The sequence below is a fragment of the Mesorhizobium sp. CNPSo 4689 genome (genome assembly GCF_057784325.1).
The window spans coordinates 109,306-133,233 of the sequence record NZ_JBWLUZ010000003.1 but is presented as its reverse complement, the minus strand read 5'-3'; the positions used below and the strand labels follow the sequence as shown (position 1 = coordinate 133,233).

At 65.3% G+C, this 23,928-nt stretch carries 23 protein-coding genes; 9 read left to right on the top strand and 14 right to left on the bottom strand.

Features of this window, described 5'->3' with window-relative positions:
* Positions 1 to 79: 79 nt before the first annotated feature.
* The 6 genes from AC04SI_RS05675 to AC04SI_RS05650 form a co-directional block, all read right to left on the bottom strand.
* Positions 80 to 1,027: an ABC transporter permease gene (locus AC04SI_RS05675; RefSeq protein WP_404278563.1), complete on the bottom strand. Its 948-nt coding sequence runs from the start codon at positions 1,025 to 1,027 to the stop codon at positions 80 to 82.
* Between the two features lie 2 nt (positions 1,028 to 1,029).
* The gene (locus tag AC04SI_RS05670) at positions 1,030 to 2,010 is read right to left on the bottom strand and encodes an ABC transporter permease (protein WP_488473995.1); all 981 of its coding nucleotides are present in this window, start codon (positions 2,008 to 2,010) and stop codon (positions 1,030 to 1,032) included.
* Position 2,011: 1 nt separating this feature from the next.
* Positions 2,012 to 3,475, bottom strand: a complete 1,464-nt coding sequence (locus tag AC04SI_RS05665; protein ID WP_488473994.1) for a sugar ABC transporter ATP-binding protein — start codon at positions 3,473 to 3,475, stop codon at positions 2,012 to 2,014.
* A gap of 49 nt (positions 3,476 to 3,524) precedes the next feature.
* Positions 3,525 to 4,538 carry an ABC transporter substrate-binding protein gene (locus AC04SI_RS05660; RefSeq protein WP_404278557.1) on the bottom strand — a complete coding sequence of 338 codons (1,014 nt, stop codon included), beginning with the start codon at positions 4,536 to 4,538 and terminating at the stop codon, positions 3,525 to 3,527.
* A gap of 139 nt (positions 4,539 to 4,677) precedes the next feature.
* Positions 4,678 to 5,568, bottom strand: coding sequence for an SMP-30/gluconolactonase/LRE family protein (locus AC04SI_RS05655; RefSeq protein ID WP_404278555.1), 891 nt, complete (start codon positions 5,566 to 5,568; stop codon positions 4,678 to 4,680).
* Positions 5,568 to 5,762 carry a tautomerase family protein gene (locus AC04SI_RS05650; protein ID WP_120014410.1) on the bottom strand — a complete coding sequence of 65 codons (195 nt, stop codon included), beginning with the start codon at positions 5,760 to 5,762 and terminating at the stop codon, positions 5,568 to 5,570. The genes AC04SI_RS05655 and AC04SI_RS05650 overlap by 1 nt, the downstream gene beginning before the upstream one ends.
* A gap of 163 nt (positions 5,763 to 5,925) precedes the next feature.
* On the opposite strand from AC04SI_RS05650, the gene AC04SI_RS05645 reads away from it, so the two are divergent.
* Entirely contained in the window at positions 5,926 to 6,276 is a 351-nt protein-coding gene (locus AC04SI_RS05645) for a putative quinol monooxygenase (RefSeq protein WP_404278553.1), read from the top strand.
* Here AC04SI_RS05645 and AC04SI_RS05640 read toward each other — a convergent pair.
* Together AC04SI_RS05640 and AC04SI_RS05635 are read right to left on the bottom strand one after the other, a co-directional pair.
* Positions 6,270 to 7,010: a response regulator transcription factor gene (locus tag AC04SI_RS05640; protein WP_404278551.1), complete on the bottom strand. Its 741-nt coding sequence runs from the start codon at positions 7,008 to 7,010 to the stop codon at positions 6,270 to 6,272. The two genes, AC04SI_RS05645 and AC04SI_RS05640, sit on opposite strands and share 7 nt — an antisense overlap.
* Positions 7,010 to 8,287, bottom strand: coding sequence for a sensor histidine kinase (locus tag AC04SI_RS05635; protein WP_488473993.1), 1,278 nt, complete (start codon positions 8,285 to 8,287; stop codon positions 7,010 to 7,012). The genes AC04SI_RS05640 and AC04SI_RS05635 overlap by 1 nt, the downstream gene beginning before the upstream one ends.
* Positions 8,288 to 8,510: 223 nt before the next feature.
* On the opposite strand from AC04SI_RS05635, the gene AC04SI_RS05630 reads away from it, so the two are divergent.
* The 8 genes from AC04SI_RS05630 (at position 8,511) to AC04SI_RS05595 (ending at position 17,793) form a co-directional block, all read left to right on the top strand.
* Entirely contained in the window at positions 8,511 to 10,913 is a 2,403-nt protein-coding gene (locus tag AC04SI_RS05630; RefSeq protein WP_488473992.1) for a glucan 1,4-alpha-glucosidase, read from the top strand.
* 33 nt (positions 10,914 to 10,946) lie between these two features.
* Positions 10,947 to 11,960: a phosphogluconate dehydrogenase (NAD(+)-dependent, decarboxylating) gene (gene gnd, locus AC04SI_RS05625; RefSeq protein WP_404278545.1), complete on the top strand. Its 1,014-nt coding sequence runs from the start codon at positions 10,947 to 10,949 to the stop codon at positions 11,958 to 11,960.
* Positions 11,961 to 11,971: 11 nt separating this feature from the next.
* Positions 11,972 to 13,348 carry a glucose-6-phosphate dehydrogenase gene (gene zwf, locus AC04SI_RS05620; protein ID WP_488473991.1) on the top strand — a complete coding sequence of 459 codons (1,377 nt, stop codon included), beginning with the start codon at positions 11,972 to 11,974 and terminating at the stop codon, positions 13,346 to 13,348.
* An 18-nt stretch (positions 13,349 to 13,366) separates the two neighbouring features.
* Positions 13,367 to 14,071, top strand: a complete 705-nt coding sequence (locus AC04SI_RS05615) for an ROK family protein (protein ID WP_404278541.1) — start codon at positions 13,367 to 13,369, stop codon at positions 14,069 to 14,071.
* A 116-nt stretch (positions 14,072 to 14,187) separates the two neighbouring features.
* Entirely contained in the window at positions 14,188 to 14,652 is a 465-nt protein-coding gene (locus AC04SI_RS05610; RefSeq protein ID WP_404278539.1) for a Ros/MucR family transcriptional regulator, read from the top strand.
* 77 nt (positions 14,653 to 14,729) lie between these two features.
* The gene (locus AC04SI_RS05605) at positions 14,730 to 15,224 is read left to right on the top strand and encodes a hypothetical protein (protein WP_404278536.1); all 495 of its coding nucleotides are present in this window, start codon (positions 14,730 to 14,732) and stop codon (positions 15,222 to 15,224) included.
* Between the two features lie 71 nt (positions 15,225 to 15,295).
* On the top strand, positions 15,296 to 16,396 hold the full coding sequence (locus AC04SI_RS05600) for an aminotransferase class I/II-fold pyridoxal phosphate-dependent enzyme (protein WP_404278534.1): 1,101 nt from the start codon (positions 15,296 to 15,298) through the stop codon (positions 16,394 to 16,396).
* Between the two features lie 158 nt (positions 16,397 to 16,554).
* Positions 16,555 to 17,793, top strand: a complete 1,239-nt coding sequence (locus AC04SI_RS05595; RefSeq protein ID WP_404278532.1) for an MFS transporter — start codon at positions 16,555 to 16,557, stop codon at positions 17,791 to 17,793.
* A gap of 3 nt (positions 17,794 to 17,796) precedes the next feature.
* Here AC04SI_RS05595 and AC04SI_RS05590 read toward each other — a convergent pair whose 3' ends face one another.
* The 6 genes from AC04SI_RS05590 to hemC all read right to left on the bottom strand — a co-directional run bounded on the left by AC04SI_RS05590 (position 17,797) and on the right by hemC (position 23,885).
* On the bottom strand, positions 17,797 to 18,513 hold the full coding sequence (locus tag AC04SI_RS05590; protein ID WP_404278530.1) for a glutamine amidotransferase: 717 nt from the start codon (positions 18,511 to 18,513) through the stop codon (positions 17,797 to 17,799).
* A 14-nt stretch (positions 18,514 to 18,527) separates the two neighbouring features.
* Entirely contained in the window at positions 18,528 to 19,007 is a 480-nt protein-coding gene (locus tag AC04SI_RS05585; RefSeq protein ID WP_404278529.1) for a tellurite resistance TerB family protein, read from the bottom strand.
* A gap of 25 nt (positions 19,008 to 19,032) precedes the next feature.
* The gene (locus tag AC04SI_RS05580; RefSeq protein ID WP_404278527.1) at positions 19,033 to 20,646 is read right to left on the bottom strand and encodes a heme biosynthesis protein HemY; all 1,614 of its coding nucleotides are present in this window, start codon (positions 20,644 to 20,646) and stop codon (positions 19,033 to 19,035) included.
* A 10-nt stretch (positions 20,647 to 20,656) separates the two neighbouring features.
* A complete protein-coding gene (locus tag AC04SI_RS05575) occupies positions 20,657 to 22,135 on the bottom strand; it encodes a COG4223 family protein (RefSeq protein ID WP_404278525.1) in 1,479 nt (492 codons plus the stop codon).
* 105 nt (positions 22,136 to 22,240) lie between these two features.
* Positions 22,241 to 22,957 (bottom strand): uroporphyrinogen-III synthase, encoded by a 717-nt coding sequence (locus AC04SI_RS05570; RefSeq protein ID WP_404278523.1) that lies wholly within the window; start codon positions 22,955 to 22,957, stop codon positions 22,241 to 22,243.
* A gap of 1 nt (position 22,958) precedes the next feature.
* Positions 22,959 to 23,885, bottom strand: coding sequence for a hydroxymethylbilane synthase (hemC, locus tag AC04SI_RS05565; protein ID WP_404278521.1), 927 nt, complete (start codon positions 23,883 to 23,885; stop codon positions 22,959 to 22,961).
* Positions 23,886 to 23,928 lie beyond the last annotated feature (43 nt).

Here is a 23,928-nt window from a genome sequence, read left to right as displayed (position 1 = left end):
GGCCGATATCCGGATGGGAACCGGATTTCCGGCAGGGCCGGTATTCTCCCGGCGCTGGATCAGTGGGAGCCGCCTGTCCTCAGCGCAGTGCCTTCTGCCCGCCCGCGACTGTAATCACCCCGACGATGATCAGCCCGGTCAGCAGCAGACGCACGCCGGCGCTGACGCCGAATGTGTTGAGCATGGTGAGCAGCAGCACCAGGAACAGCGCCGCGCCCCACACGCCCGGCACATTGGCCTTGCCGCCGGCCACCGACGTACCACCGATGACGACGACGGCGATCGAGGCCAAAAGGTACTCGTTGCCGATGTCGACATTGGCGCCGCGGAAGTAGCCGGCGAGCAGTGCGCCGTCGAGGCCGCCGAGCATGCCCGACAGCGTATAGGTGAGGAAGCGGACGCGCCCGACATTGACGCCGGCCAGCCAGGCGGCCCGGATGTTCTGGCCGATCGCCAGCACCGAGCGGCCATAGATCATGCGTTGCAGCGCAATCGCTGCACCTATGGTGAACAGCACCGTGAGGATCGCCAGCACCGGGATGCCTAGGACCTGCCAGTTGGTGAAATCGGCGAAACCCGGCGGTGGCTTGATCTGCAGCCCGCGCCCATAGCTGATGTCGATCGACTGGATGATGAAGCTGGCCGACAGCGTGGCGATGATCGGCGGAATGCGCAGCGCCCAGATCAGGAGATAGTTGGCGGCGCCGACCGCCATGCCGCAGGCGAGCGCCGCCAGCAGCCCGACGACGATCATCGCATCATTGCCGTCCATCACCTTCATGGCCACCGCGCTGGCGAGGCCGATATTGGCCGGCAGCGACAGGTCGACATTGCCCGGCCCGAGCGTGATGACGAACATCTGGCCGACGCCGACGATGACGGTGAAGACGGCGAGCGAGAGTGCGGCCGTGATCATGCCGCCGCCGCCATAACCGCCGGTGAAGGCGACCGTCGCCAGCCACACCAGAGCCGCGCCAATGAAGGACCATATCCAGGGCTTTGCGATGAGCGTCTGCAACGAGGCCATCGTCACCTCTCCCTGCGGCTGATCAGCACGCGGGCCGCAAGCACGATGATGAGGATGGCGCCATTGGCGGCCACCTGCCAGTCGGGCGGGATGTGCATGAAGGTGAGCAGCGGCGAGGCGGCGAGCGCCAGCGTCAGCGCGCCGAGCACCGCGCCGATCGGCGACACCCGGCCGCCAACGAATTCGCCGCCGCCGAGGATGACGCCGGCGATCGCAAGCAGCGTATAGCCGTTGCCGATATTGGCATCGGCCGATGTTGTGATGCCGATCAGCGCCATGCCGGAGAGCACGCCGAACAGGCCGGTCAGCGCGAACAGCACGGTCTTGGTCTTGAGCAGCGACCATCCGGCGCGCTTGAGTGCTGCCGCGTTGCCGCCCGAGCCACGCAGGATGACGCCGTAGGAGGTGCGCATCAGGCCGAAATGCACGACCGCCGCGATCAGCAGCGCGGCGATGATCGGGAAGGGGATGAAAGGCGGCTTGAACGCCATCAGCGACAGCAGCCAATCGGGCGCCTTGCCGCCGGGCTTCGGCAGGATGAGGATGGCAAGCCCCTGCCAGACGAAGCTCATGCCGAGCGTCACCACGATCGACGGCAGATTGCGCAGATGGATCAGTGCGCCGAGCAGCGCGTAGACGCCGATCGAGCCGGCAAGCACTGCGATTCCGAGCAATGGCGCATCCTTCAGCCATGTCGCAGTGACGCAGCCGACGAAGCCGACAAAAGTGCCGATCGACAGATCCAGCTCGTTGCCGGCGATGACGAACATCTGCGCGATCGTCGCCAGGGCGATCGGGATCGCCAGGTTCAGCATCAGGCTGAAGCCGAAATAGCTGATGGCGCGCGGGTTGAGCCAGGCGATGGCCAAAAGCACAAGCGCCAGCGACAGCGCCGGCAAAAGGCTGCGCAGCATGCGCGCCCGCGCCGCCGCGTTGCGCGTCGAAGCGCCCTTGAGCTGGTTTTCGATGGCCGCCGCTGTCATCTCAGGCCGCATCGCCGAACGAAGACTGGATGATCTTTTCCTCCGTCAGCTCGTCGCGCCTCAGATTGGCGACGATCCGGCCGTTCTTGAACACATAGACATGGTCGCAATTGTCGAGCTCTTCGGTTTCGGTTGTGTACCAGAGGAAGGTGCGGCCGCGCCTAGCCTCTTCGCGCACGAGGTCGTAGACTTCGAGCTTGGTGCCGATGTCGACGCCGCGCATCGGATCGTCCATGAGCACGATTCTTGCATCGGAGCCCAGAGCCCGCGCGAACAGAGCCTTCTGCTGGTTGCCGCCGGACAGCGAGAAGATGTTGTTGCTCATGTCAGGGGTGCGGATGCCGATCTTCTTTTGCCAGAAATCGGCGAGCTCCGCCTCGCGCTGCGGCGAGATCAAGAACCCGCTGCGCAGCCGCGCCAGCGATCGGATGCCGATGTTTTCCGATATCGACCATTGCGGAAAGATGCCGTCCGACTGGCGGTCACCGGCCACCAGCGCCACCGGCGCGGTCACTTCGATGCCGGCCTTGGCGCGCCCGGCGGCGGTAAAGATCGCCAGCAGCAGGTCCGTCTGCCCATGACCGGCGAGCCCGGCCAGGCCGATGATCTCGCCGGCATGTGCGACAAGCTCCTTGCCGTCCTGCTGCCGCGTGGGGCGTGCGCGGACCCGCAACGGGCCGGCCTCGGTCTTAGCGGTCTCGGTCGCTGCCTTCTGATGTCCCTCGGCGCCGCCCATGGCGGTGACCAGCCTGTCGCGGTCGAAGGACTTTGCCGCGTCTGCGGCGACGACCTTGCCGTCGCGCATCACCACGATGCGGTCGGCATTCTGCAGCACCTCGCCCAGCACATGCGAGATCAGGATGCAGCTGCCGCCGCCGGCAACGAAGCGGCGCACGAAGGCAAGCAGCTGGCCGGCCGTATGCGCGTCGAGCGAGGAGGTCGGCTCGTCGAGGATGACCAGCTCGAGCGGATCCTGCGTCAGCGTGAAGGCACGCGCCACCTCCACCATCTGCCGCCTACCGATGGAAAGGTCGCCGGCGATGTCGAAGGCGGAAATGCCGTGGTCCGGAAAAATCTCGTCGAGCTTGGCGGCGATCAGGTCGGCCGCCTTGCGCCGCCAGCCGAAGCCGCTGAGCGACGGGTGGTTGATGCGCGTGTTCTCGGCGACGCTGAGGTTCGGACAGAGCGACAGCTCCTGGAACACGCAGCGTATGCCGAGTTGCTGTGCGCGCGGCACCGAAAAGTTGTCCTCGCTGGCCCCGCGCACCACGATCTTGCCGCTGTCGGGCACCAGCGTGCCGGCCACCATATGCATGAGCGTCGACTTGCCGGCGCCGTTATGGCCCACGAGACCGACGCATTCGCCGGCGCCTACATAAAAATCGACCCCGCTAAGGGCGCGGACGGCGCCGAAATGTTTTTCGGCGCCGTCCAGTCTGATGATGTCCGCGTTTGCCTGAGGCATGCTCAACGATATCCGGTTGGCGATGCGAACGGCAACGTCTGTTCTGCCATCACTTGATGTTGGCTTTGATCGCCGCCATCGCGTCTTCCTGCGTGTATTCGTGCGTGGCGACGCCACCCTCCTTGATCTTCGGCAGCGCGGCTTCGAAATCGTCCTGGGTAAAGGCCAGATAGGGCACGAGCAGGTCGTGCGGGATATCCTTGCGGCCGTCGAGCACCTGCTGCGCCACCCAGAAGGCGAGCGAGGAGACACCGGGCGCGATCGACGCCGACCAGGTCTGGTAGCCGTCTTTGTCCTTCTGTTCCTTCCACCACTTCAGCTCGTCCTGGCGGTTGCCCATGATGATGGTCGGGCGCGGCTTGCCGGCGGCGGCGAAGGCTTGGGCGGCGCCATAGCCGTCACCGCCCTGGTCGACGATGCCGACGATGTCGGGCAGCGACGGCAGGATGGTCGCGACGGCCTTCTGCGCCGTGGTCTGGTCCCAGTCGCCGGTAACCGAACCGACGATCTTGAACTCGGGATGGGCGGCGACGCCTTCGAGGATGCCGGCATGGATGGCATCGTCGATCGAGGTGCCGGCCAAGCCGCGGATTTCCAGCAAATTGCCGCCCTTGGGCTGGAATTTGGCCATCTGCTCGACTTCCTGCCTGCCCATGTCCTTGAAGTCGACGACGACGCGGTAGGCGCAGGGCTCGGTGACGATGCCGTCGAAGGACACGACGACGATGCCGGCGTCGCAGGCCTGCTTGATGGCGCCGTTGAGCGCATCGGGCGAGGCGGAATTGATGACGATGGCGTCATAACCCTGCAGGATGAGGTTCTGCACCTGGGCGGCTTGAGTCGGCACTTCCTTGTCGGCCGTGGTGAAGATGTCTGCGGCCGCGACCACCTTGTCCTCGACCGCCTTCTTGGTGACGATGCCGTAGCTGTCGAGCATCGCCTGGCGCCACGAATTGCCGGCATAATTGTTGGAGAAGGCGATCTTCTTGCCGCTTGTGTCGGCTAGCGCCGTGCCCGAGGCGAGCATCGCCGCCAGAGCGCTCAGAACGAGTAGTTTCTTCATCTCAAAAATCCTCCCAGATGTTGTTGACTGCTGCAATTCCTGCCGGAGCGCGTCCGGCACACCTCCATGCCACGATGCCTTGGCATCGCTGCCGCCGGACCTTGGATCGGCGGCCGTCCCGAATTGAGCGCCAACGCGCTCAAAACAGCCTCAGTCCCGGCACGCGAACCCTTAGCCGGTAAAGCGAAGTCGACGCGGCGATGTAAAGGCTCCTCAGATCCTCGTCGCCGAAAGTGAAGTTGGCGCAGTATTCCGGCGTGCGTATGACACCCAGAAGGTCGCCCGATGCGTCGAAGACATGGATGCCGCCCGGGCCGGTGCAATAGAGATTGCCGCGGCTGTCGATCTTCATCCCGTCGGGCGTACCGGGCTCGCTGCCCTCGGTCACGGCCCAAACGGCGCCGCCATTCAGGTCGCCGTTCGCTTCCACGCCGAACACCCTGATATGGCCGCGCTCGGTATCGTTGATGAACAGGCGCGACTCGTCCAGCGAAAAGCAGAGCCCGTTCGGCTGCACAAAATCGTCGGCAAGCAGCGTCAGCCGGGCGCCGTCGCCGTCGATGCGGTAGACGCCCTGGAAGGCCAGCTCCTGGCGACGCGGCACGCCGTAGAATTCCATCCGCCCGAAGCTCGGATCGGTGAAGTAGATCGCCCCGCCCGTGGCGACGACGACATCGTTCGGGCTGTTGAGCTCCCTGTCGCCATGATGCGTTGCCAGCACGCTCACGCAGCCATTCGGCTCGGCGCGGGTGACACGGCTTGTCGCATGCTCGCAGGTGACCAGCCGCCCCTGACGATCCAGCGTATTGCCATTGGCCTTGTGGCTCGGATCGCGGAACGGTTCGATCTCGCCCGTGACAAGGCGGCGGTACATGCGGCTTTCCGGAATGTCGGAAAACACCAGCCATTTCTCATAGGGGTGCCATACCGGCCCCTCGGTGAAGCTGAAGCCGGTCGCAAGCCGTTCCATGGCGGCGTTGCCGACGACATCGCCGAAGCCGGAATGGCGGGCTCTCGCCGATATCGGCATTATTGGCTCTTCGGCTTTCCGACGGCCGTGCCGCCGACGAACCAGTCGCTGGCCGCGACGTCCTCGAACACCACCCAGATCGCTTCCCTGGGCAGTTCCGCGACCTCGCTGATTGCCTCGGTGACGCGGCGCGATATCTCGTCCTTGCGCTTTTGCGAATGGCCCTCGAGTATCCGTATGTTGACGAACGGCATGAGCGCTTCCCCGATATTTTCTTGTTGTGGGGCTGAGCCTAGTCACGGCCTTGGTGGCGCGATACCGGTCAAAGCGCAACGACGACTGTGCGTTTGCACACTTGCCGCTATCAAGGCGCGGCCACACCCGGGTAGCGTCCCCAAAACAGCAAGGGAACTGATAATGGCACAGCCTCGCATCGATCCAATCGTCCGCATAGCGGAATTGGAGATCGACCCTGATCAAATCGATGAATTCAAGGCCTTGCTTGCCGAAGAGATCGCAACGTCTGTAGAGCGCGAGCCCGGCGTGTTGTTCCTTTACGCCGTGTCGGTAAAGGGCGCGCCTTCAGCGGTGCGCGTCATCGAGTGTTACGCCGACCCGCTCGCCTACCAAGCCCATCTGACCACCCCGCACTTTCTCAAATACAAGACGCAAACGGCCGACATGGTAAGATCCCTTCGGCTGATCGAAACCGAGCCGATTGCTCTTGCAGCAAAGAGCGGCGAACACTCAAACGGAAAGGATCACTGATCCTGCTGCGGCGGCGCATGCGCCAGCCAGGCGTCGAGCCGGTCCTGCTCGCGGCGCAGCGCGTCGATGTTGATCAGGCCGCGCGCCATGGCAAGATAGATCGCCCGCGTGCGCGAGTTGAAGACGGAGGCCTCGCTGGCGCCCTCCTCCGGCGGCACGATGCCGAGCTTGTCGTAGACATGCTTGATGCGACTCTGCGCGCCACGGATCGACAGGCCCCGCCGCGCCGCGATGGCCCGATCGGTGAGACCCAGCGCGATGTCGATCAGGCTCTCATATTCACCGTCGGTGATGCCTTCGAAGCGGTCCTGCACGCGGTGCTGGATGCCACGGATCTCGCGGTCGATGATGCAGTGGCCTTCGCGGAACACGCCGCGCAGGGCCGAACGCATGCCCTCTTCCGTCGCCGATTTCAGCACATAGCCATAGACCGAGCCGGGCGGCACGATGCGCGCCACGCCCCTGACATAGGCCTCGTCGGCGAAATTCGACCAGAACAGGATGTGTGTGCCGGCGCGGCGGCTCCAGATCGCGCGCGCCACCTCGATCCCCGTCGCCTTGGGCAGCTGCAGGTCGAGCACGACATGCGGCGGCTCGCGCTCGGCCGCCAGGCTGATTGCGTCCGCGCCGTCGCCGGCTTCGATCACTTCGACGTCGCCCGGCCATAGCTGCTCGACGGTGCGGCGCGCGAAGGTGCGGTGCAGCCCGTCGTTCTCCGCAATCATCACCAGCATCACACCACCTCCGGCACGGCCGGTTCCCCGGGCATTGCGGCAGGCGTTGCCTGGGCCTTGCCCAAGGCGGGCTCGCGGTCGACCTCGATGACCACGCGCGTGCCACCCTTGCGGCTCGCCGGCTCAAAACGCAGCCGCGCCCCGACAAGGGCGGCCCGCGTATGCATGTGGCCGATGCCGCCCTGGGCGGCCGGATCGACCGCGCCGCAGCCATGGCCATCGTCGGTGACGATGACCCTGAACACGCTTTCGGTCGATGTCAGAAGCACCTCGATACGGCCAGGAGCTGCATGGCGCACCGCATTGTTGATCGCTTCCTGGACGATCCGGTAGAGCGCCGTGCGCATCGTCTCCGACAGGCTGTCGGCGCAGCCGTCGCTGGTGTCGGCGATGCGCACCGCTATCGGCGGCTTGGCTCTGGCGACGCTGCGGTTGAGATGCGCCTCGACGGCGTCGCGCAGGCCGAACAGTTCGAGCACGCTCGGCCGCATGTCGTCGACGATATGGCGCAGTTCGGTCAGGCAGCTTGCGATCTCCTGCTCGAGATCGGCAAGCTGGGCGGTTCGCGCCACGCCCTGGCTGCGAAACGCCGAGACCTGGCGTGCGATGCGGGCGAGGTCGCCAAGCGTCTGGTCGTGCAGGTCCATGGCCATGCGGCGGCGCTCGCGCTCCATGCCTTCGGTCAGCTGCGAGGCTCCGACCCGCAAAAGCTCGGCACGGTTGCGCGCCTCGCTCTCGGCCAGCATGGCGCGCCGCGCCTCCTCGGTCTGGATCAACGCGAAGATGTAGGGCGCGATCAGATCGGCGCATTGCTGGGCGACCGCCACGTCCGCCAGCGTGTAGCAGCCGACCTCGTGCCGGCTGATATTGAGGGCGCCGATGATGCTGCCTCGCGCCCTGAGCGGCACGATGATGCGGCTGCGCAGCTCGGCGGCGAAGATCGGCTCGTCGAACGCTCCCGCGAAGTGGAAGCGTGGGTCGACAACCGCGTTGTCCGACAACAGGTAGGGCGTCTCGCCCCACAGCACACGCCGGATCGGGCTGCCTTCCACCGGATGCTGCGCCAGTTCGCTCCAGCTGGTGTGGAAGCCGGCTTCGTAGCAGGCGTGCAGGCGTCCATCCTGCAACAGCACCGCCAGATCGATGTGATCGTGCGGAATGAGCGTGCCGATTTCGATGGCTGTTGCCCGAAATGCCGAGCCGGTATCGATATGGCCGGCCAGCGCCCGCGAAATGGCCACCAACCGGTCGATCAACTGGGGAGATACGTCCGACATGGTTCCTCCCTGCCATCACTGCAAATCGACCGGGCGCAGCGATGCCATTGCCAGCGTACGGCCGATACCCGGTTTGCCTGCAGTCCTCCCTGCCGGCGAAATAGTGGACGCTTGCCGATGCCGCTGTCAACGACGCCTCCCGTTGCGGCGGGCGATCAACTTGCAGTGCAACGATTGAAAACCCTTCCCCTCCTGGTCTAGGTCTGGGCCAGGAGACCAATGCATGGCAGCGACGCAGACTGTTGCTCAGGGCGCCCCGGGGATACCGGCGCGCTGGACGTCAAGCGCCAAGAGCGGCGTCGGCACCGCACTTTCAGCGGCCAGCCGCGTCTGGTTCACCATCAGCCACGGCATTTTGAACGAGATCTACTATCCGCGCCTCGACAGCGCCTGCACCCGCGACCTCGGTCTGATCGTCACCGGCCCCGGCGGCACTTTTTCCGAGGAAAAGCGCGACGCCAGGCATGAAATCGCGCCGTTCGAGGATGGCGTGCCCGGCTACAGCCTGATCAACACCGCCGCCGACGGAAGCTGGCGGATCGAAAAGCGCATCGTTACGGACCCGAAATGCCCTGCTCTGCTGCAGGAGATCGCCTTCACGCCACTGAAAGGCTCGGCTTCCGATTACCGCGTCTACGCGCTGCTGGCGCCGCACCTGGTCAATGCCGGCATGGGCAATACCGCCTGGGTGGGCGTCAAACCTGTCCTGTTCGCCTCCGGGCGCGGCGTCTCATTGGCGCTCGTCTCCTCGCTGCCTTGGGGCGCCTGCTCGGCCGGCTATGTCGGCATTTCCGACGGCTGGCAGCAACTCCGGAGGGATGGCCGCCTTGACCCGGCCAGCCAAAGGGCCGAAGACGGCAACGTGGCGCTGACCGGCGAGATCGGCTTTTCCGCCAAGGCAACCAAGGCCCTGCTGGCGCTCGGCTTCGGCGCGACGCCGGAGGAAGCGGCCGACAATGCTTCCGCCAGCCTGAAGCGAGGCTTCGAGCCGGTGGCGAAGTCTTATGTCCAGAGATGGCGCCAATGGCAGGATGGCCTGCTGCCGCTGGACCGCCATGCGGCGTCCGGCCTCAACACTTACCGCGTCAGCACCGCGGTCCTGGCCGCGCACCGTTCGTTCGCCGTGCCGGGCGCGGCGGTTGCCAGCCTGTCGATCCCCTGGGGGTTCAGCAAGGGCGACGACGATCTCGGCGGCTACCATCTGGTCTGGCCTCGCGACCTGGTCGAGACGGCGGGCGGCTTTCTGGCCGCAGGCGACGCCGGTGAGGCGCTGCGTATCCTCGCCTATCTCCGCTCCATCCAGCAGCCGGATGGCCATTGGCCGCAAAACGCCTGGCTCGACGGCTCGGCCTACTGGCCGGGAATCCAGATGGACGAATGCGCCTTTCCGCTGCTGCTCGCCGACGCGCTGCGCCGCGCCGGCCACCTCTCGGGCACGGCGCTGTCCGCCTTCATGCCGATGATCGAGAGCGCGGCGTCCTATGTCGTGCGCAACGGCCCTGTAACCGGCGAGGACCGCTGGGAGGAAGACGCCGGCTACAGCCCGTTCACACTTGCCGTCGAGATCTCAGCGCTGCTCGCGGCGGCGGACATGTTCAACGTCTCGGGAAAAACGGAGCCGGCAAACTATCTGCGCGAGACCGCCGATTGCTGGAACGACCAGATCGAGCGCTGGACCTATGCTTCCGATACGGCCCTGTGCACCGATACCGGCGTCAAAGGCTATTATGTCCGCATCGCGCCACCGGACGCTTCAGGCGCCGCCTCGCCGAAGGACGGTTTTGTCCCGATCAAGAACCGGCCGCCCGGCGACACCGACCGTCCGGCCGAAGCGATCGTCAGTCCGGATGCACTGGCGCTGGTGCGCTTCGGCCTGAGGGCGGCGAACGATCAGCGCATCCTCGATACGCTGAGGGTGATAGACGCCGCGCTGCGCTGCGACCTGCCGCAAGGGCCGCTCTGGTACCGCTATACGGGCGACGGCTATGGCGAGCACGAAGACGGCGCGCCTTTCGACGGAACCGGCCGGGGCCGGCCCTGGCCATTGCTGGCAGGCGAGCGCGCCCACTACGAACTCGCCGCCGGGCGCAAGGGCAAGGCAGCAGACCTGCTCGAAACCTTCGAAGCTTCGGCCGGAGAAGGCGGCCTGCTGCCCGAACAGGTCTGGGACGGCCCCGACATGCCGGAGCGCGAATTGCGGCGCGGCGCACCATCAGGCAGCGCCATGCCGCTGGTCTGGGCCCATTCCGAGCACATCAAGCTGCTGCGTTCGCTGCGCGACGGCGCGGTGTTCGACATGCCGCCGCAAGGCGTGAAGCGCTACATTGAGGACAAGACAACGTCGCCGCTCAGGATATGGCGCTTCAACAACAAGATCCGCACCATTCCCGCCGGCAAGGCGCTGCGCGTGGAACTCTCGGCACGTGGCGTGGTCCATTGGACGACCGACAAATGGCTGACCGTCCAGGACAGCAAGACCGCCGAGAACGCCTTCGGCGTCCATCTGGTGGACCTGCCGGTTAACGACATGCCGCCGGGCAACACCATCGTCTTCACTTTTTTCTGGCCCGACACCGGCCGTTGGGAGAATGTCGACTTCTCCGTCGGCATTGATGAGCCGGAATAGATCTTCGATTCCTCAAACGTTCAGGACGAGACCATGCAGATCGGAATGATGGGACTGGGCAGGATGGGCGCCAACATGGTGCGCCGCCTCATGCGCGACGGCCACGAATGCGTCGTCTACGACATCAACCCGGCGAGCGTCGCCGCCCTGGTCAAGGACGGCGCCGTTGGTGCTGCTTCGATGGAGGAGTTCGTCGGCAAGCTCACCAAGCCGCGCAGCGCCTGGCTGATGCTGCCGGCAGCGATCACCGGCAAGATCGCCGACCAGGTGGCGGCACTGATGGAACCCGGCGACATCATCATCGACGGCGGCAATTCCTACTACCACGACGCCGTCGACCAGGCGGCCGAGCTCGCGGCCAAGGGCATCAGCTATGTCGATGTCGGCACCAGCGGTGGCGTCTGGGGCCTGGAGCGCGGCTACTGCCTGATGATCGGCGGCCCCGACGAGGCGGTGCGCCATCTCGACCCGATCTTCGCCACGCTGGCGCCCGGCGCCGATGCCGGCGCCACCCCGGCCAAGGACGGCGGGACCGCCCCCTTCGGCTACCTGCATTGCGGGCCGAGCGGCGCAGGCCATTTCGTCAAGATGGTCCATAACGGCATCGAATACGGCGTCATGGCCGCCTATGCCGAAGGTATGAACATCCTGAAGTCGGCGAATGCCGGCAAGCGGCAGCGCACGGCGGACGCCGAGACCAGCCCGCTGGAAAACCCGCAATATTACCAGTTCGATATCGATCTCGCAGAGGTGGCCGAGGTCTGGCGCCACGGCAGCGTCATCGGTTCCTGGCTGCTCGACCTGACCGCCGGTGCGCTGAAGTCCGATTCGGCACTGACCCAGTTCGGCGGCCGGGTTTCGGATTCCGGCGAAGGACGCTGGACGCTGAAAGCGGCGATCGACACCGGCGTGCCGGCGCCGGTCCTGTCCTCGGCCCTATTCGACCGCTTCTCCTCGCAAGGCGAGTCCGAATTCTCCGACAAGCTTCTGTCCGCCATGCGCTATGCCTTCGGCGGCCATGTCGAGAAGCCGAAGGCCGGCGCCTGAGGGGAGATAAGATGAGCCAGGAACGGTCCGACACGCTGGTGCTCTTCGGAGCGACCGGCGACCTCGCCCACAAGAAGATTTTCCCCGCCCTCTACCAGATGGTCGCCAAGGGGACGCTGACCGAGCCGGTGATCGGCGTCGCCTTCGACCCCTGGGACATCGGCAAATTGCAGGCGCGCGCCCGCGACGGCATCGTCAATGCGCTGGGCAGCGTCGACGACGAGGTCTTCGCCAAGCTCGCCTCGCAATTGCGCTATGTCAGCGGCGACTATCGCGATGGGGCGACCTTCGAGAAGCTCAAGACGGCACTCGGCTCGGCGCAGCGGCCGCTGCACTACATGGCGGTGCCGCCGACCATGTTCGAAACCGTGGTCCAGGGGCTGGAACAGTCCGGCACCGCGCATGCCGCGCGCCTGATGGTGGAAAAGCCCTTCGGCCACGATCTGCAATCGGCGCGCTGGCTGAACCGCGTGCTGCATCTGGTGTTCGACGAGCAGTCGATCTTCCGCATCGACCACTATCTCGGCAAGGAAGCGATCCAGAACCTGCTCTATTTCCGCTTCGCCAATTCCTTCCTCGAGCCGATCTGGAACCGCAACTTCGTCGAGAGCGTGCAGATCACCATGGCCGAGGATTTCGGCATCGAGGGGCGCGGCCGCTTCTATGACGATGTCGGCTGCATCCGCGACGTCATCGAAAACCATCTGCTCAACATATTGCTGCTGCTCGCCATGGAGCCGCCGGTCGGCCGCTCCGCCGACGATCTGATCGACGAGAAGGTGCAGGTGCTCCGCGCGATCCGCACGCTGACCAAGGACGACGTCGTGCGCGGCCAGTTCACGGGCTATCTCGCCGAGCCCGGCGTGGCGCCGAACTCGCCGGTCGAGACCTTCGCCGCGGTGCGCTTCTTCGTCGACACATGGCGCTGGCAGGACGTGCCATTCTTCGTCCGTGCCGGCAAGAATATGCCGGTGCACGCCACCGAGGTGATCGTGCGGCTGAAACGGCCGCCGCTCGACGTCTTCGATCCGATCGAGCCCGGCGACGCCAACTATGTTCGCTTCCGCATCGATCCGCTGGTGGCGATCTCGATCGGTGCCCAGCGCAAGCAGGCCGGCGACGACATGGTCGGCGAGCAGGTGGAACTCACCGCGCTCGACGACAGCAAGGACGACATGCCGCCCTATGAGCGGCTGATCGGCGATGCCATGAACGGCAATGGCCAGCTATTCACCCGTCAGGACGCCAGCGAACTGGCCTGGCGCATCGTTGGTCCGGTTCTAGGCGACACCACGCCGCCGCATGTCTACGAGCCGAAGACCTGGGGACCGGAAGACGCCATGAACGGCTTCGGCCCGCCAAACGGCTGGATCAATCCGTCGAAGTAATTTCCGGGAGGCAAGGCGATGGCCAAAACGACCAAGCCGGCCGTGGCAAACGGCGAACAGATCGTGCTGTCGATCGACATCGGCGGCTCGCACGTCAAGATCCTGACCAGCGCCGGCGGCAAGGAGCGCCGCGCCGATTCCGGACCTGGACTTACGCCGCAGCAGATGATCGCGGCAGTGAAGACGCTGGCCGAGGGCCTGCCCTATGACGTCGTCGCGATGGGCTATCCCGGCCCGGTGACCCACAACCGGCCGATGATCGATCCCGCGAATCTTGGCAAGGGCTGGGCCGGCTACGATTTCGCCGCCGCCTTCGGCAAGCCGGTGAAAGTCGTCAACGACGCGCTGATGCAGGCCATCGGCAGTTACGAGGGCGGCCGCATGCTTTTCCTTGGCCTGGGAACCGGCCTGGGTGCGGCGATGATCGTCGACAATGTCGCCCAACCGATGGAGCTGGCGCACCTTCCCTACAAGAAGGGCGGCAGCTTCGAGGATTATGTCGGCGAGCGCGGCCTGGAAAAGCGCGGCAAGAGGAAATGGCGCAAATACGTCTTCGATGTTGTCGACCGGCTTCGCGCCGCCATGCAGCCCGACTACGTGGTCATCGGCGGCGGCAATGTCGACAAGCTCGACGAATTGCCTGCTGATTCGCGGCGCGGCGACAATACGCGAGCCTTCGAAGGCGGATTTCGACTGTGGCGCGACAAGGCGCTGATCGTCTGATAGTATTACGATTCAGTATAGTTGTTCAAAATTACGTGTGATGTGGCACGAAGTCATTGCGCCGGGCAGATTTGCCGACTAGGAGTGCCACCACCCCCCACCGACGGAGAGATAAATTGGCCGACGACAGCAATAACGCTCGCAAAGACATCGATCTGCTCGAGCTCACCGCCCACATCGTGTCCGCCTACGTCGAGAAGAACCGCTTGCCCGCTTCCGGCCTCAGCGACCTCATCGCCAGCGTCAGCGCCTCGATCAGCGGCCTCGGCCAGTCGGCCGTTCCCGAGGCAGCGCCGCTGGTACCCGCGGTCAATCCCAGACGGTCGGTGACGCCGGACTACATCATCTGCCTCGAGGACGGCAAGAAGTTCAAATCGCTGAAGCGCCATCTCGGCGTTCATTTCGGCCTGAGCCCGGAGGCCTATCGCACCAAATGGGGCCTGCCGTCCGACTATCCGATGGTCGCCCCCAACTATGCGGCCTCGCGCTCCGCGCTGGCGAAGTCGATCGGCCTTGGCCGCAAGGCCGCCGCGCCGGAACCGGTCAAGACAAAGGGCAGGAAAGCCAAAGCCGCGGCTTGAGGCGTGGCCCTGCGCCAATGGTCTGTCAGATAGCTTCCCTCCGGGGAAAGATCCTTGGGGAGCGATTCTGACAGGCCATGCAGTTCAGAAACAAGACCGACGAGTATTTTGCCGATGGGCTTAAGAGATTTGGGTCGCGGTATGACATCCTGCGTGGGTCAGAGTTTGAGCTAAGATATAATAGGCTGATCGAAAAATATGGGAGAGCATTTGAACTCTCACCGGTCACTTGTAGGGACATTGATGGGGTTGAGGTAGAAGCATATCGAACCAAGGGGCATCCATTCTTCGTATTGTTCTACGCAACGCAGAAAGATGCGATTGGCAGTCCTTTCTACGTGATGACCGAACTGCACGGTCAGATATCTCGCCCGGATACTCTGTTTAAACTCGACAATCCCATAGGTCTGTCCTTGGCGCACGCTCACCGTGGCGGCATAGATCACCTCTGCTTTACGGACGATCTCGAATTCCTGATAGTTCGAGACCAAAATGATATAGTCGCGGGCTACGGAAGAGCGGCTGGTTGGCTGAAGGCATTTCGAAAGTCCTATCCCGAACTTATTGTTTGAAGGTCAGGCCGTTGACAGCCAGCCTCTGTGGCTGAGATGGAGCGGCCACGTATTTTCTCGGGGGAGCGGCCATGAACTATGCCAGGATGGTGATCGAGAAAGAGGCGCCGGAGGAATACGGCTACGATCGTATCCGCTACAATCTTTCCGAAAGCTCGATCGCCGACCAGAAGCTCTCCGACATCGGCCTGTCGCTGCCCGACCTGACGCTGTTCTATGGCGAGCATCGCGGCGACAAGGAATTGCGGGCGCTGATCGCGGCGCAGGATGAGGGGATTTCGCCGGACGACGTGCTGGTCACCGCGGGTGCCGCCGGCGCGCTGTTCATCATCTCGACCTCGCTGCTGTCCGAGCGCGACCATCTCGTCGTCGTCAGGCCCAACTACGCCACCAACATCGAGACGCCGAAGGCGATCGGCTGCGCCATCTCCTATGTCGATCTCGATTTCGATGAAGGCTTCGCCATCGACGTCGCCCGCGTGGCCGCGGCGATCCGACCTAACACTCGTCTGATCAGCGTCACCTGCCCGCACAACCCGACCGGCACGATGATGAGCCAAACCGAACTCGACGCGCTGGTGGCGCTCGCCGAGAGCCGACAATGTTATCTGCTGGTCGACGAGACCTATCGCGACCTCTCCTATGGACGGCGCCTGCCTTCGGCGGCATCGCTGAGCTCCAGGGCGATCAGCGTCTCGTCGCTGTCCAAGGCCTTCGGCATTCCGGGCATCCGCATCGGCTGGCTGGTCACACGCGACGCGGGGCTGCAGGAGACGTTCCTGGCCGCCAAGGAGCAGATCGGCATTTGCGGCAGCGTCATCGACGAAGGCATCGCGCGCGGCATGCTTGAGCGCCGCGACGTCTTCCTGGCGGCACTGCTGCCGGACATGGCCAGGCGCCGCGACATCGTCCAGGCATGGATCGACCGCGAACCGCTGGTCGACTGGGTGCGGCCCGAGGGCGGCGTTGTCGGCTTTCCCAGACTGAATGTCGGCCCCGAATTCGATCTCGACCGGTTCTACAGCGATCTGCTGGAGCGCCACGGCGCCTATGTCGGCCCCGGCCACTGGTTCGACATGCCGAAGCGCTTCTTCCGTGTCGGCTTCGGCTGGCCGAAGGAGGCCGACTTGCGCGGCGGCCTCGACGCCGTCTCCGCCGCGCTGAGGGTGTGATCCTGGCCCCATCTGGCGGACAGACCGGAAATCCCTTGATCCAGCGCTAATTCTGGCGCACATGCCGCAGCGAACTTTGCTAAAAGTTCCTTGGCCGGAACAGCGCCCACCGTGGAAGTGCCCCGCCGGCCGATGTCTTCGCAACGGGGCCCTAACTCATGACTGCAGAACAGATATCGCCGGACCAGCGCTATGCGGCCTTCCGGCACAAAGCCTTCCTGAGCTACTGGACGGCGCGCTTCCTCGGCACATTCGCGACCATGATCGTCTCCGTCGCGGTCGGCTGGCAGATCTACGACCTGACGCGCGATCCCTTCGATCTTGGCATTGTCGGCATCGTCCAGTTCCTGCCGTCGCTGCTCCTGGTGCTGGTCACCGGCGTCGTCGCCGATCGCTTCGGCCGCCGTCTGATCATGGCACTGTCGACGCTGATCGAGGCAGGCTGTGCACTCGTTCTCCTGGCCTTGACGTTGCGCGGTCTCGTCAGTCCGCTGCCGATCTTCGCCGTGCTCGCTCTGTTCGGCGTCGCGCGCGCCTTTTTCGGACCGGCTTCGTCCTCGCTGTTCGCCAATCTTGTGCCGCCGGAGGATTTCGGCAATGCGATTGCCTGGAACTCGTCCGCCTGGCAGACGGCGACCATCGTCGGCCCGGTCGCCGGCGGCCTGCTCTATGGCCTCTCGGCGGAGATTGCCTACGCCACCGCCGCCATCCTGATGGCGGTGGCCGCCCTGCTGATCTTCACCATTCCGAAGCCGGCCCAACAGAGCGCCACCGACAAGCCGACGATGGAGACCCTCTTTGCCGGCTTCCGCTACATCTGGAGCGAGAAGATCGTGCTCGGCGCCATCTCGCTCGATCTGTTCGCCGTGCTTCTGTCCGGGGCGTCGGCGCTGTTGCCGGTCTATGCGCGCGACATTCTGGAACTCGGCCCCTGGGGTCTCGGCCTGCTGCGCTCGGCTCCAGGCATCGGCGCCATCTGCGTCGCCGTCTGGCTCGCCGGGCACCCGCTTCGCGATAACGCCGGCAAGATCATGCTAGGCTTCGTCGCTTTGTTCGGCGCCTTCACGGTGCTGTTCGGGCTTTCGACCATCACGTGGTTGTCGATCGCAGCGCTTGCCTTCCTCGGCGCCACCGACATGTTCAGCGTCTACATCAGGGAGACGCTGATCCAACTATGGACACCGGACGAGGTGCGCGGTCGCGTCAACGCCGTCAACCAGGTGTTCGTCGGCGCCTCCAACGAGGTCGGCGAGTTCCGCGCCGGCACCATGGCGGCGCTGATCGGCACTGTGCCTGCGGTGGTGATCGGCGGCGTCGGCGCAGTGGCCGTCGCCGGGTTGTGGGCCTATCTGTTTCCGGCGCTACGGAAGGTCCGCCACCTGAACGGACGGAACTGAAATCTACCGAACAGCCGGCCTGCCGAAAATCAGTTCCAAAAATTCGCCGAGCCAGCGCTTCAGGTGCATGTCCCAGATCAGCCGGCCGCCGAGATGGTCGCGGCCGGGCTGGGCGCCAGGCAACTCGAAACGGTGCGCGCCGCGCACCACCCAGCGCTGCATCATCACCCGGGTCAATTCGCCATGGAACTGGATGCCCCAGGCATTGTCGCCATAGCGGAAGGCCTGGTTGGGGTAGGTCTCTGAGGTCGCCAGCAGCGTCGCATCCCTGGGCAGGGAAAACCCCTCGCGGTGAAACTGGTAGACCATCTCCGGCCAGTGCATCAGCTTCTTGCCGGCTTCGGTGGCTTTCAGCGGATACCAGCCGATCTCGACCAATCCCTCGCCATGACCCTCGACCTTGCCGCCGAGATGGTTGACCAGCATCTGCGCGCCGAGGCAGATGCCGAGCAAAGGCCGGTTCTCCTTCAGCGGAACGTTGAGCCAGTTGGTCTCGCGGCGGACGAACTCGTCCTCGTCATTGGCACTCATCGGCCCGCCGAACACCACGGCCCCGGCATGGCCGTCCAGCGTACCGGGCAATTCATCGCCGAGCGGCGGCCGGCGGATGTCGAGATCGAACCCCTCTTCCAGCAGCATATGGCCGACGCGTCCGGGGCTCGAATTCTCCTGATGCAGCACGATCAGGATTCTTGGCTTCGAACTCTGCTTGGGCGGCATCGGCGGGCAGGACCCTATTCGTCGCTTGAGGTTCCGCTGGCGCCCGGCGCTTGCGCGGCCGCCTTGCGGCGCGCCTCGACCCGGTCGCGGCGTTCGACGCCGATCAGTTCGGCGACGCGCCAGACCGTGTTGTCCTCCAGCTCGTGCAACTCGCCGTCGGCATAGACGATCTCCCACATCAGGCCGATGAAGGCCTTGCGCGCCTCGGCGTCGAGATGGCGCTTCAGCACGCTGGTGAAGGCATAGAGATCGATCGCCTCATTGTCGGCGTGCTCGCCGGCGGCGGCCAGTGCGTCGAGTTCTTCGCCGCTGATCGAATAGCTTTGCGCCAACACCTGCTTGAACCGCTCCCACTCGATGTCCTGGCGCACGCCATCGGCACTCATGACATGGTAGAGCAGCGCCGACGCGGCAATGCGCGGATCATCCGCGTTGGCGCGGGCTCCGGTACCGCCCGGCAAATCCTTAAGAAACGACAAGACGCGTTCGAACATCACTTCATTCCCAATCGGCCGAGCCTCAAAACAATCGAAACCGGCGCGGCGACTTTTCCGCTTCCTCGTCGGGGTCGACGCCGGGATCGTCGGGCAGCCTGGCCAGCTCCTCCGCCGGTTCGACCGCCTCGGAATCGGCCGGCACAGCGGCAAAGGCGGCGGCGGTGACCGGCGTAACCCGGTCCTCATCATTTTCCGCCACGGCCCCGGCCGCGGCTGCCGTCTTGCCGGCGGAGACGGCCGGATGATCGATCACGTCGGCAGGCTTTTCCTTGACCGATACGACCGGCGCAGAAATGGCCGGCACGACAGCCTCCGGCAAATCCTCGTGGCTGTCGATCAGCTGGCCGAGCCGTTCCATCGGCGCGCGCCATTCGAAGGCGTCAAGTTTGCCGGTGACCGGCGACACCGGCGCCCAGCGTTCCGAGATGACGCCGTCGGCGACCCAGGCCGGATCGCGCAGTGCCCTGACCGCCTTGGACAGCAATTGCCGCACCTTGCCCTGGTCACCGGTCTCGGCTTCCTCGATGTCGGCGAGCAGCAAATAGGCACCCTCGCGTCGATCCATGCGGATCGCGGCCTCGGCCTCGCGCCGCGCCGTGGCAAAATCCTGCGCGTCGAGCGCGGCGCGCGCCACCGTCAGCGAGGATTCGGTATGGTTCTTCTTCATCTCCTGCAGCTTCTTTGCCCGGTTCAGCCGGTCGAGCACCGCGTCGCCCGGCCTGGCATGGGTGTAGAGCTCGGCGATCTCCGGATGCGGCTCGGCACGCCAGGCCGTTTCGAGGATCTTGGAGCCCTTGCGCACATCGCTCTGCTTGAACAGCAGGCTTGCCGCGGCGACCGCCGCCGGCGCGAAATCCGGCTGCAGCTTGTTGGCCTCGAGCGCAGCGGTCCTGGCGGCATTGGGGTCGCTGTCGATCAGCGCCTGCGCCTTGGCGGTGAGCAGCACGGCGCGGCGCCGGTTGGCGGCATCACGCTCGATCTGCCGCGTCGATTTCTGCGCCTCGACCAGCTTCAGCGCGCCGTCCCAGTCGCCGCGCCCGGTCAATTCTTCCAGCGTCGATTCGGCGGCCCAGGCGAGTTGCGGCGCCACTGCCGCGGCGCGGCCGGCATAGTGCCTGGCGGCGTTGCGGTCGCCGAGGCGCTCGGCCTCGAGATAGAGCCCGCGCAGGCCGAGCAGCCGCATTTCCGGATCGTCGAGCATGCTTTCGAATTTCTCGCGCGCGCCTTCATGGTCGCCTTCGAGCAGCGAGGCCTGCGCTTCCAGGAGATGGATAAGCGGCTCCTGGTCGGAGCGGATCAGCTTGGCCGCTTCCTTGGTCTTCTTGCGGGCCAGCGCGCCATCGCCGGCGCCGGCGGCGATCATACCGGTCGACAGCGCCTGGTAGCCGCGGTCGCGGCGGCGCACGCGGAAATAGCGCGAGATGGTGTAGGGGCTGTTCCACAGCGACTTGATCAGCCACCAGAAGATCATCACCGCGGCGACCACGGCAACCACCGCCACCGCCGCGACCATCAGCGTCACCTGATACTGGTAGCCGTTGAAGGTGATGACCATCTCCCCGGGCCGATCGGCCAGCCAGGCGAAGCCGAGGCCGAGCGCGAAGACCACGGCGAGGAAAAACAGGATGCGGATCATCGGATTTTCCTCACGCCTTCATCGCACCGGCAATCAATGAATCGATCTGCTTCTCGACCTCGAGGCGGGCCTTCAGTTTGCCGGCAAACGCGGCACCGGCCGTTTTCACCGCTTCGGGCAAGGTCTCGTATTCGGCGAGCGCCTTGGCATAGTCGCCCTGGTTGACCGCGACCTCCATGCGCGCCACCGTCTCGGGGGCGCCTGCGCCTTCGACAGCGCCGATCGGCCTGACCTTGACCAGCGATTCGGCGCTCGTCATCAGGTTCTGCAGGAAGCTTGCGTTCTGGTCGACGGGCGTGGCGGCGGCAACCATGGCGCTGGCCGCGGCGTCGGCCTCGGCCGTGATCTCGGTTCGGGTCGAAACCCCCTTCTCGGCATAGGCGCGCAGCGTCGCGATCTCCGGCGCGTCGGGCGAAATCGCCGCGAAGGTTTCGAGTTCGGCGGCGAAGGGCGCGCCACGGTCGAGTGCCGCCTTCAGCGCCGAGGCGGCGATGGCCAAAGCGATCTTCGGCTGCGAGGCCTGGGCCTCGACCTTGCCGGAAAGCTGCGATACCGACTGTTCCAGCGCGGTGAGCCGGCCTTCCTGCGCCGTCGCTGCCTCGCCGGCCGATTTCACCAGTGCGTCGAGCCCGGCGAGCTTTTCATTGAGCGGGCCGAGATCGACCGCTGCGGCACCGCCGGCCTTTTGAAGGTCGGCAACCGCCGTCTCGACCTGCTTGACCTTGTCGCCAAGCGCGGCAAGCCCGGCATTGTCGCCGGCGCCACCTTGCTCGACCGCCGATTTCAGCGCCGCGACATCGGTCTTGACCTGATCCAGGGCCGTCGACAGGCCATCGACCTTGGCTGAGGCGTCGCCGTTGCCGCCCGCTTCCTTCAAGCCGGCAATCTCGCTCTTCAGCGCGGCGATCTCGCCATTGACGCCATCGAGCGACACGCCGCCGGCGCCCGGCCCGGGCGCGCCGAGCAGGCCGGCGAACTGCAGCCCGCCGGCACCGGCCAGCGCAATGACGCCGCCGATGATGCCGGCGGCAATGCCGTTGATGCCGCTGCGCTTCGGCGGCGCCACGGTGTCGTTCCGGACCTGGCTCGTCCTCGGCTTCTCTTCCGCCGGCTTGGCGGAGGCGTCCTCGAAATTATAGTCGGTGGCTTTTGGCTGTTCCGATGCCGCCTTCTCGGTTCCGGGATAGGTGACTTCCGGTTCGTGGGACCCCTTCATGGAAGCGTCCGCCTTCTGGTCCGTACCGGCCTGCGGCGCGGCGTCGGTGTGTTCCCACGGCTCGAGGTCGGTCTGGTCGGCATGGACGGGCTCTTCCGGTGTCTCCGGCGGAGCCTCCGGCTGCGACGCGTCGACGGCATCCTCCGCTTTCGCCTCGGCCCCGGCCTTTGCCGCGTCCTCGTCGACGATACGCGACACGGAGCCGGGCTCGAGCTCGATCGTCACCGGCTCGCGGCGGCTTTTCGAATGTCGCATCTTCGGCGTCTTGACCATGCTTGGGCTCCGCAAAATAGGCTTGGGATGGTTCAAAGGGTGTCGAGTTAAGGATGCTCTAGCACATCACCAAGCGGTGAAAAGGGGCGGTGTGATGACGCGGGTTCAGCGCCAAGCTCGCAACAGCTCCAGCAGCGCCTCCTCCTGCGGTTCCGGCGCGATCTCGATCCTTGACCCGGCGATGCTTTCGAAGGCTGCGGCAATACGTCCCGACAGAGCGAAAAATGTGGTCTTTTCAAAAAGATCACGCAAAGCGGGCCGCCGGATCAGGGTCTCCGTCGCCGCTGCCGCCTTGGCAGAATAGAGCAGAACGGCTTCGACCGGCCGGCTGGACAGGCGCGCAAGCAGGTCCGCGTCGGAATAATCCAGCGCAAGCGTGTCGTAGGTCTCGATGGCGCGGACCCTGACGCCGGCTGCCATGAGCCGCTCCTTGAAGGCCGGAAAGCGCACGCGTCCGGCGAGATAGACGATCGTCCCTGCCGAATAGCCGGCAACGATCGCGTCGGCCAGCGCGGTGGCATCGCCCGGACCTTCGCCGACCGACAGGAAACCTGCCTTGCGCGCCGCATGCGCCGTCCTGTTGCCGACGGCATGACAGGGCAGGCCGGCGAGCGCCGCGATCAGTTCTTTCGGCGCATGACGCACCGCGTTGGCGCTGGTGACCGCGACGGCCGCTGCATCCATTGCGGCGGCGCCGGCGGCGACCGGCAGCGGCACGGTCTCGGTCAATGGCAGCAGGATCGGCTGAAAACCCATGTCCTGCAGCCGCCGCATCGTGCGCGAGGCGCCGGGTTCCGGCCTCGTCACCAGGACGCGGACCATGTCAGGCCCAGCCGTCGAAGAATGTTTCGCCGGCCCTGGCCCGCACCGTCCTGGCGGCGTCCGCGCCGATCCGGGCGGCGTCCTGTGCCGGACCGTCCAGCCTGACCTCATGCGAGGCGGTGCCGTCAGGCGAGATGATCAGTCCGACGAAGGAGAGCGTTTCGCCTGATATCGTCGCGTGGCCGGCGATCGGCGTGCGGCAGGAGCCGTCGAGCGCCGCGAGAAAAGCGCGCTCGCAGGCCAGCGCCTGTCCGGTCGGTACATCATGGATGGCCATCAGCATCTTTTCCACGTCACGGTCGTCGATGCGACTTTCGATGCAGATCGCGCCTTGCCCTGGCGCCGGCGGGAAGATGTCCAGCGGCATCAAATCGGTGACGACGTGTTCGAGCCCGAGCCGTTTCAGCCCGGCATAGGCCAGAATGGTGCCGTCGGCGACGCCCTCGTCCAGCTTGCGAAGCCGCGTCTGCACATTGCCGCGGAACATCACCACGTCGAGATCCGGGCGCATGCGCCGGATCAGCGCCTGGCGCCGGAGCGAGGACGAGCCGACCTTCGCGCCTTGCGGCAGATCGGCAATCCTCCTCGCCGCCTTGCCAATGAAAGCGTCGCGCGCGTCCTCGCGCGGCAGGAAAGCGGACAGCTCCAGCCCGTCCGGCAACAGCGTCGGCATGTCCTTCGACGAATGCACGGCGATGTCGATGCGGCGTGCCAAAAGCGCTTCCTCGATCTCCTTGGTGAACAACCCCTTGCCGCCGGCTTCCGACAGCGGCCGGTCCTGGATGCGGTCGCCGCTGGTCGAGATGACGACCACCTCGAACGCTGCCTCCGGCAGGCCGTGCGCCGCCATCAGCCGCGCCCGCGTTTCATGCGCCTGGGCCAGCGCCAGCGGGCTGCCGCGTGTTCCAATTTTCAAGGTTGTTTGCATGGCGCGCGGTCCGTGATAACCCCCGGGCAAGCGAGGTCTTGCC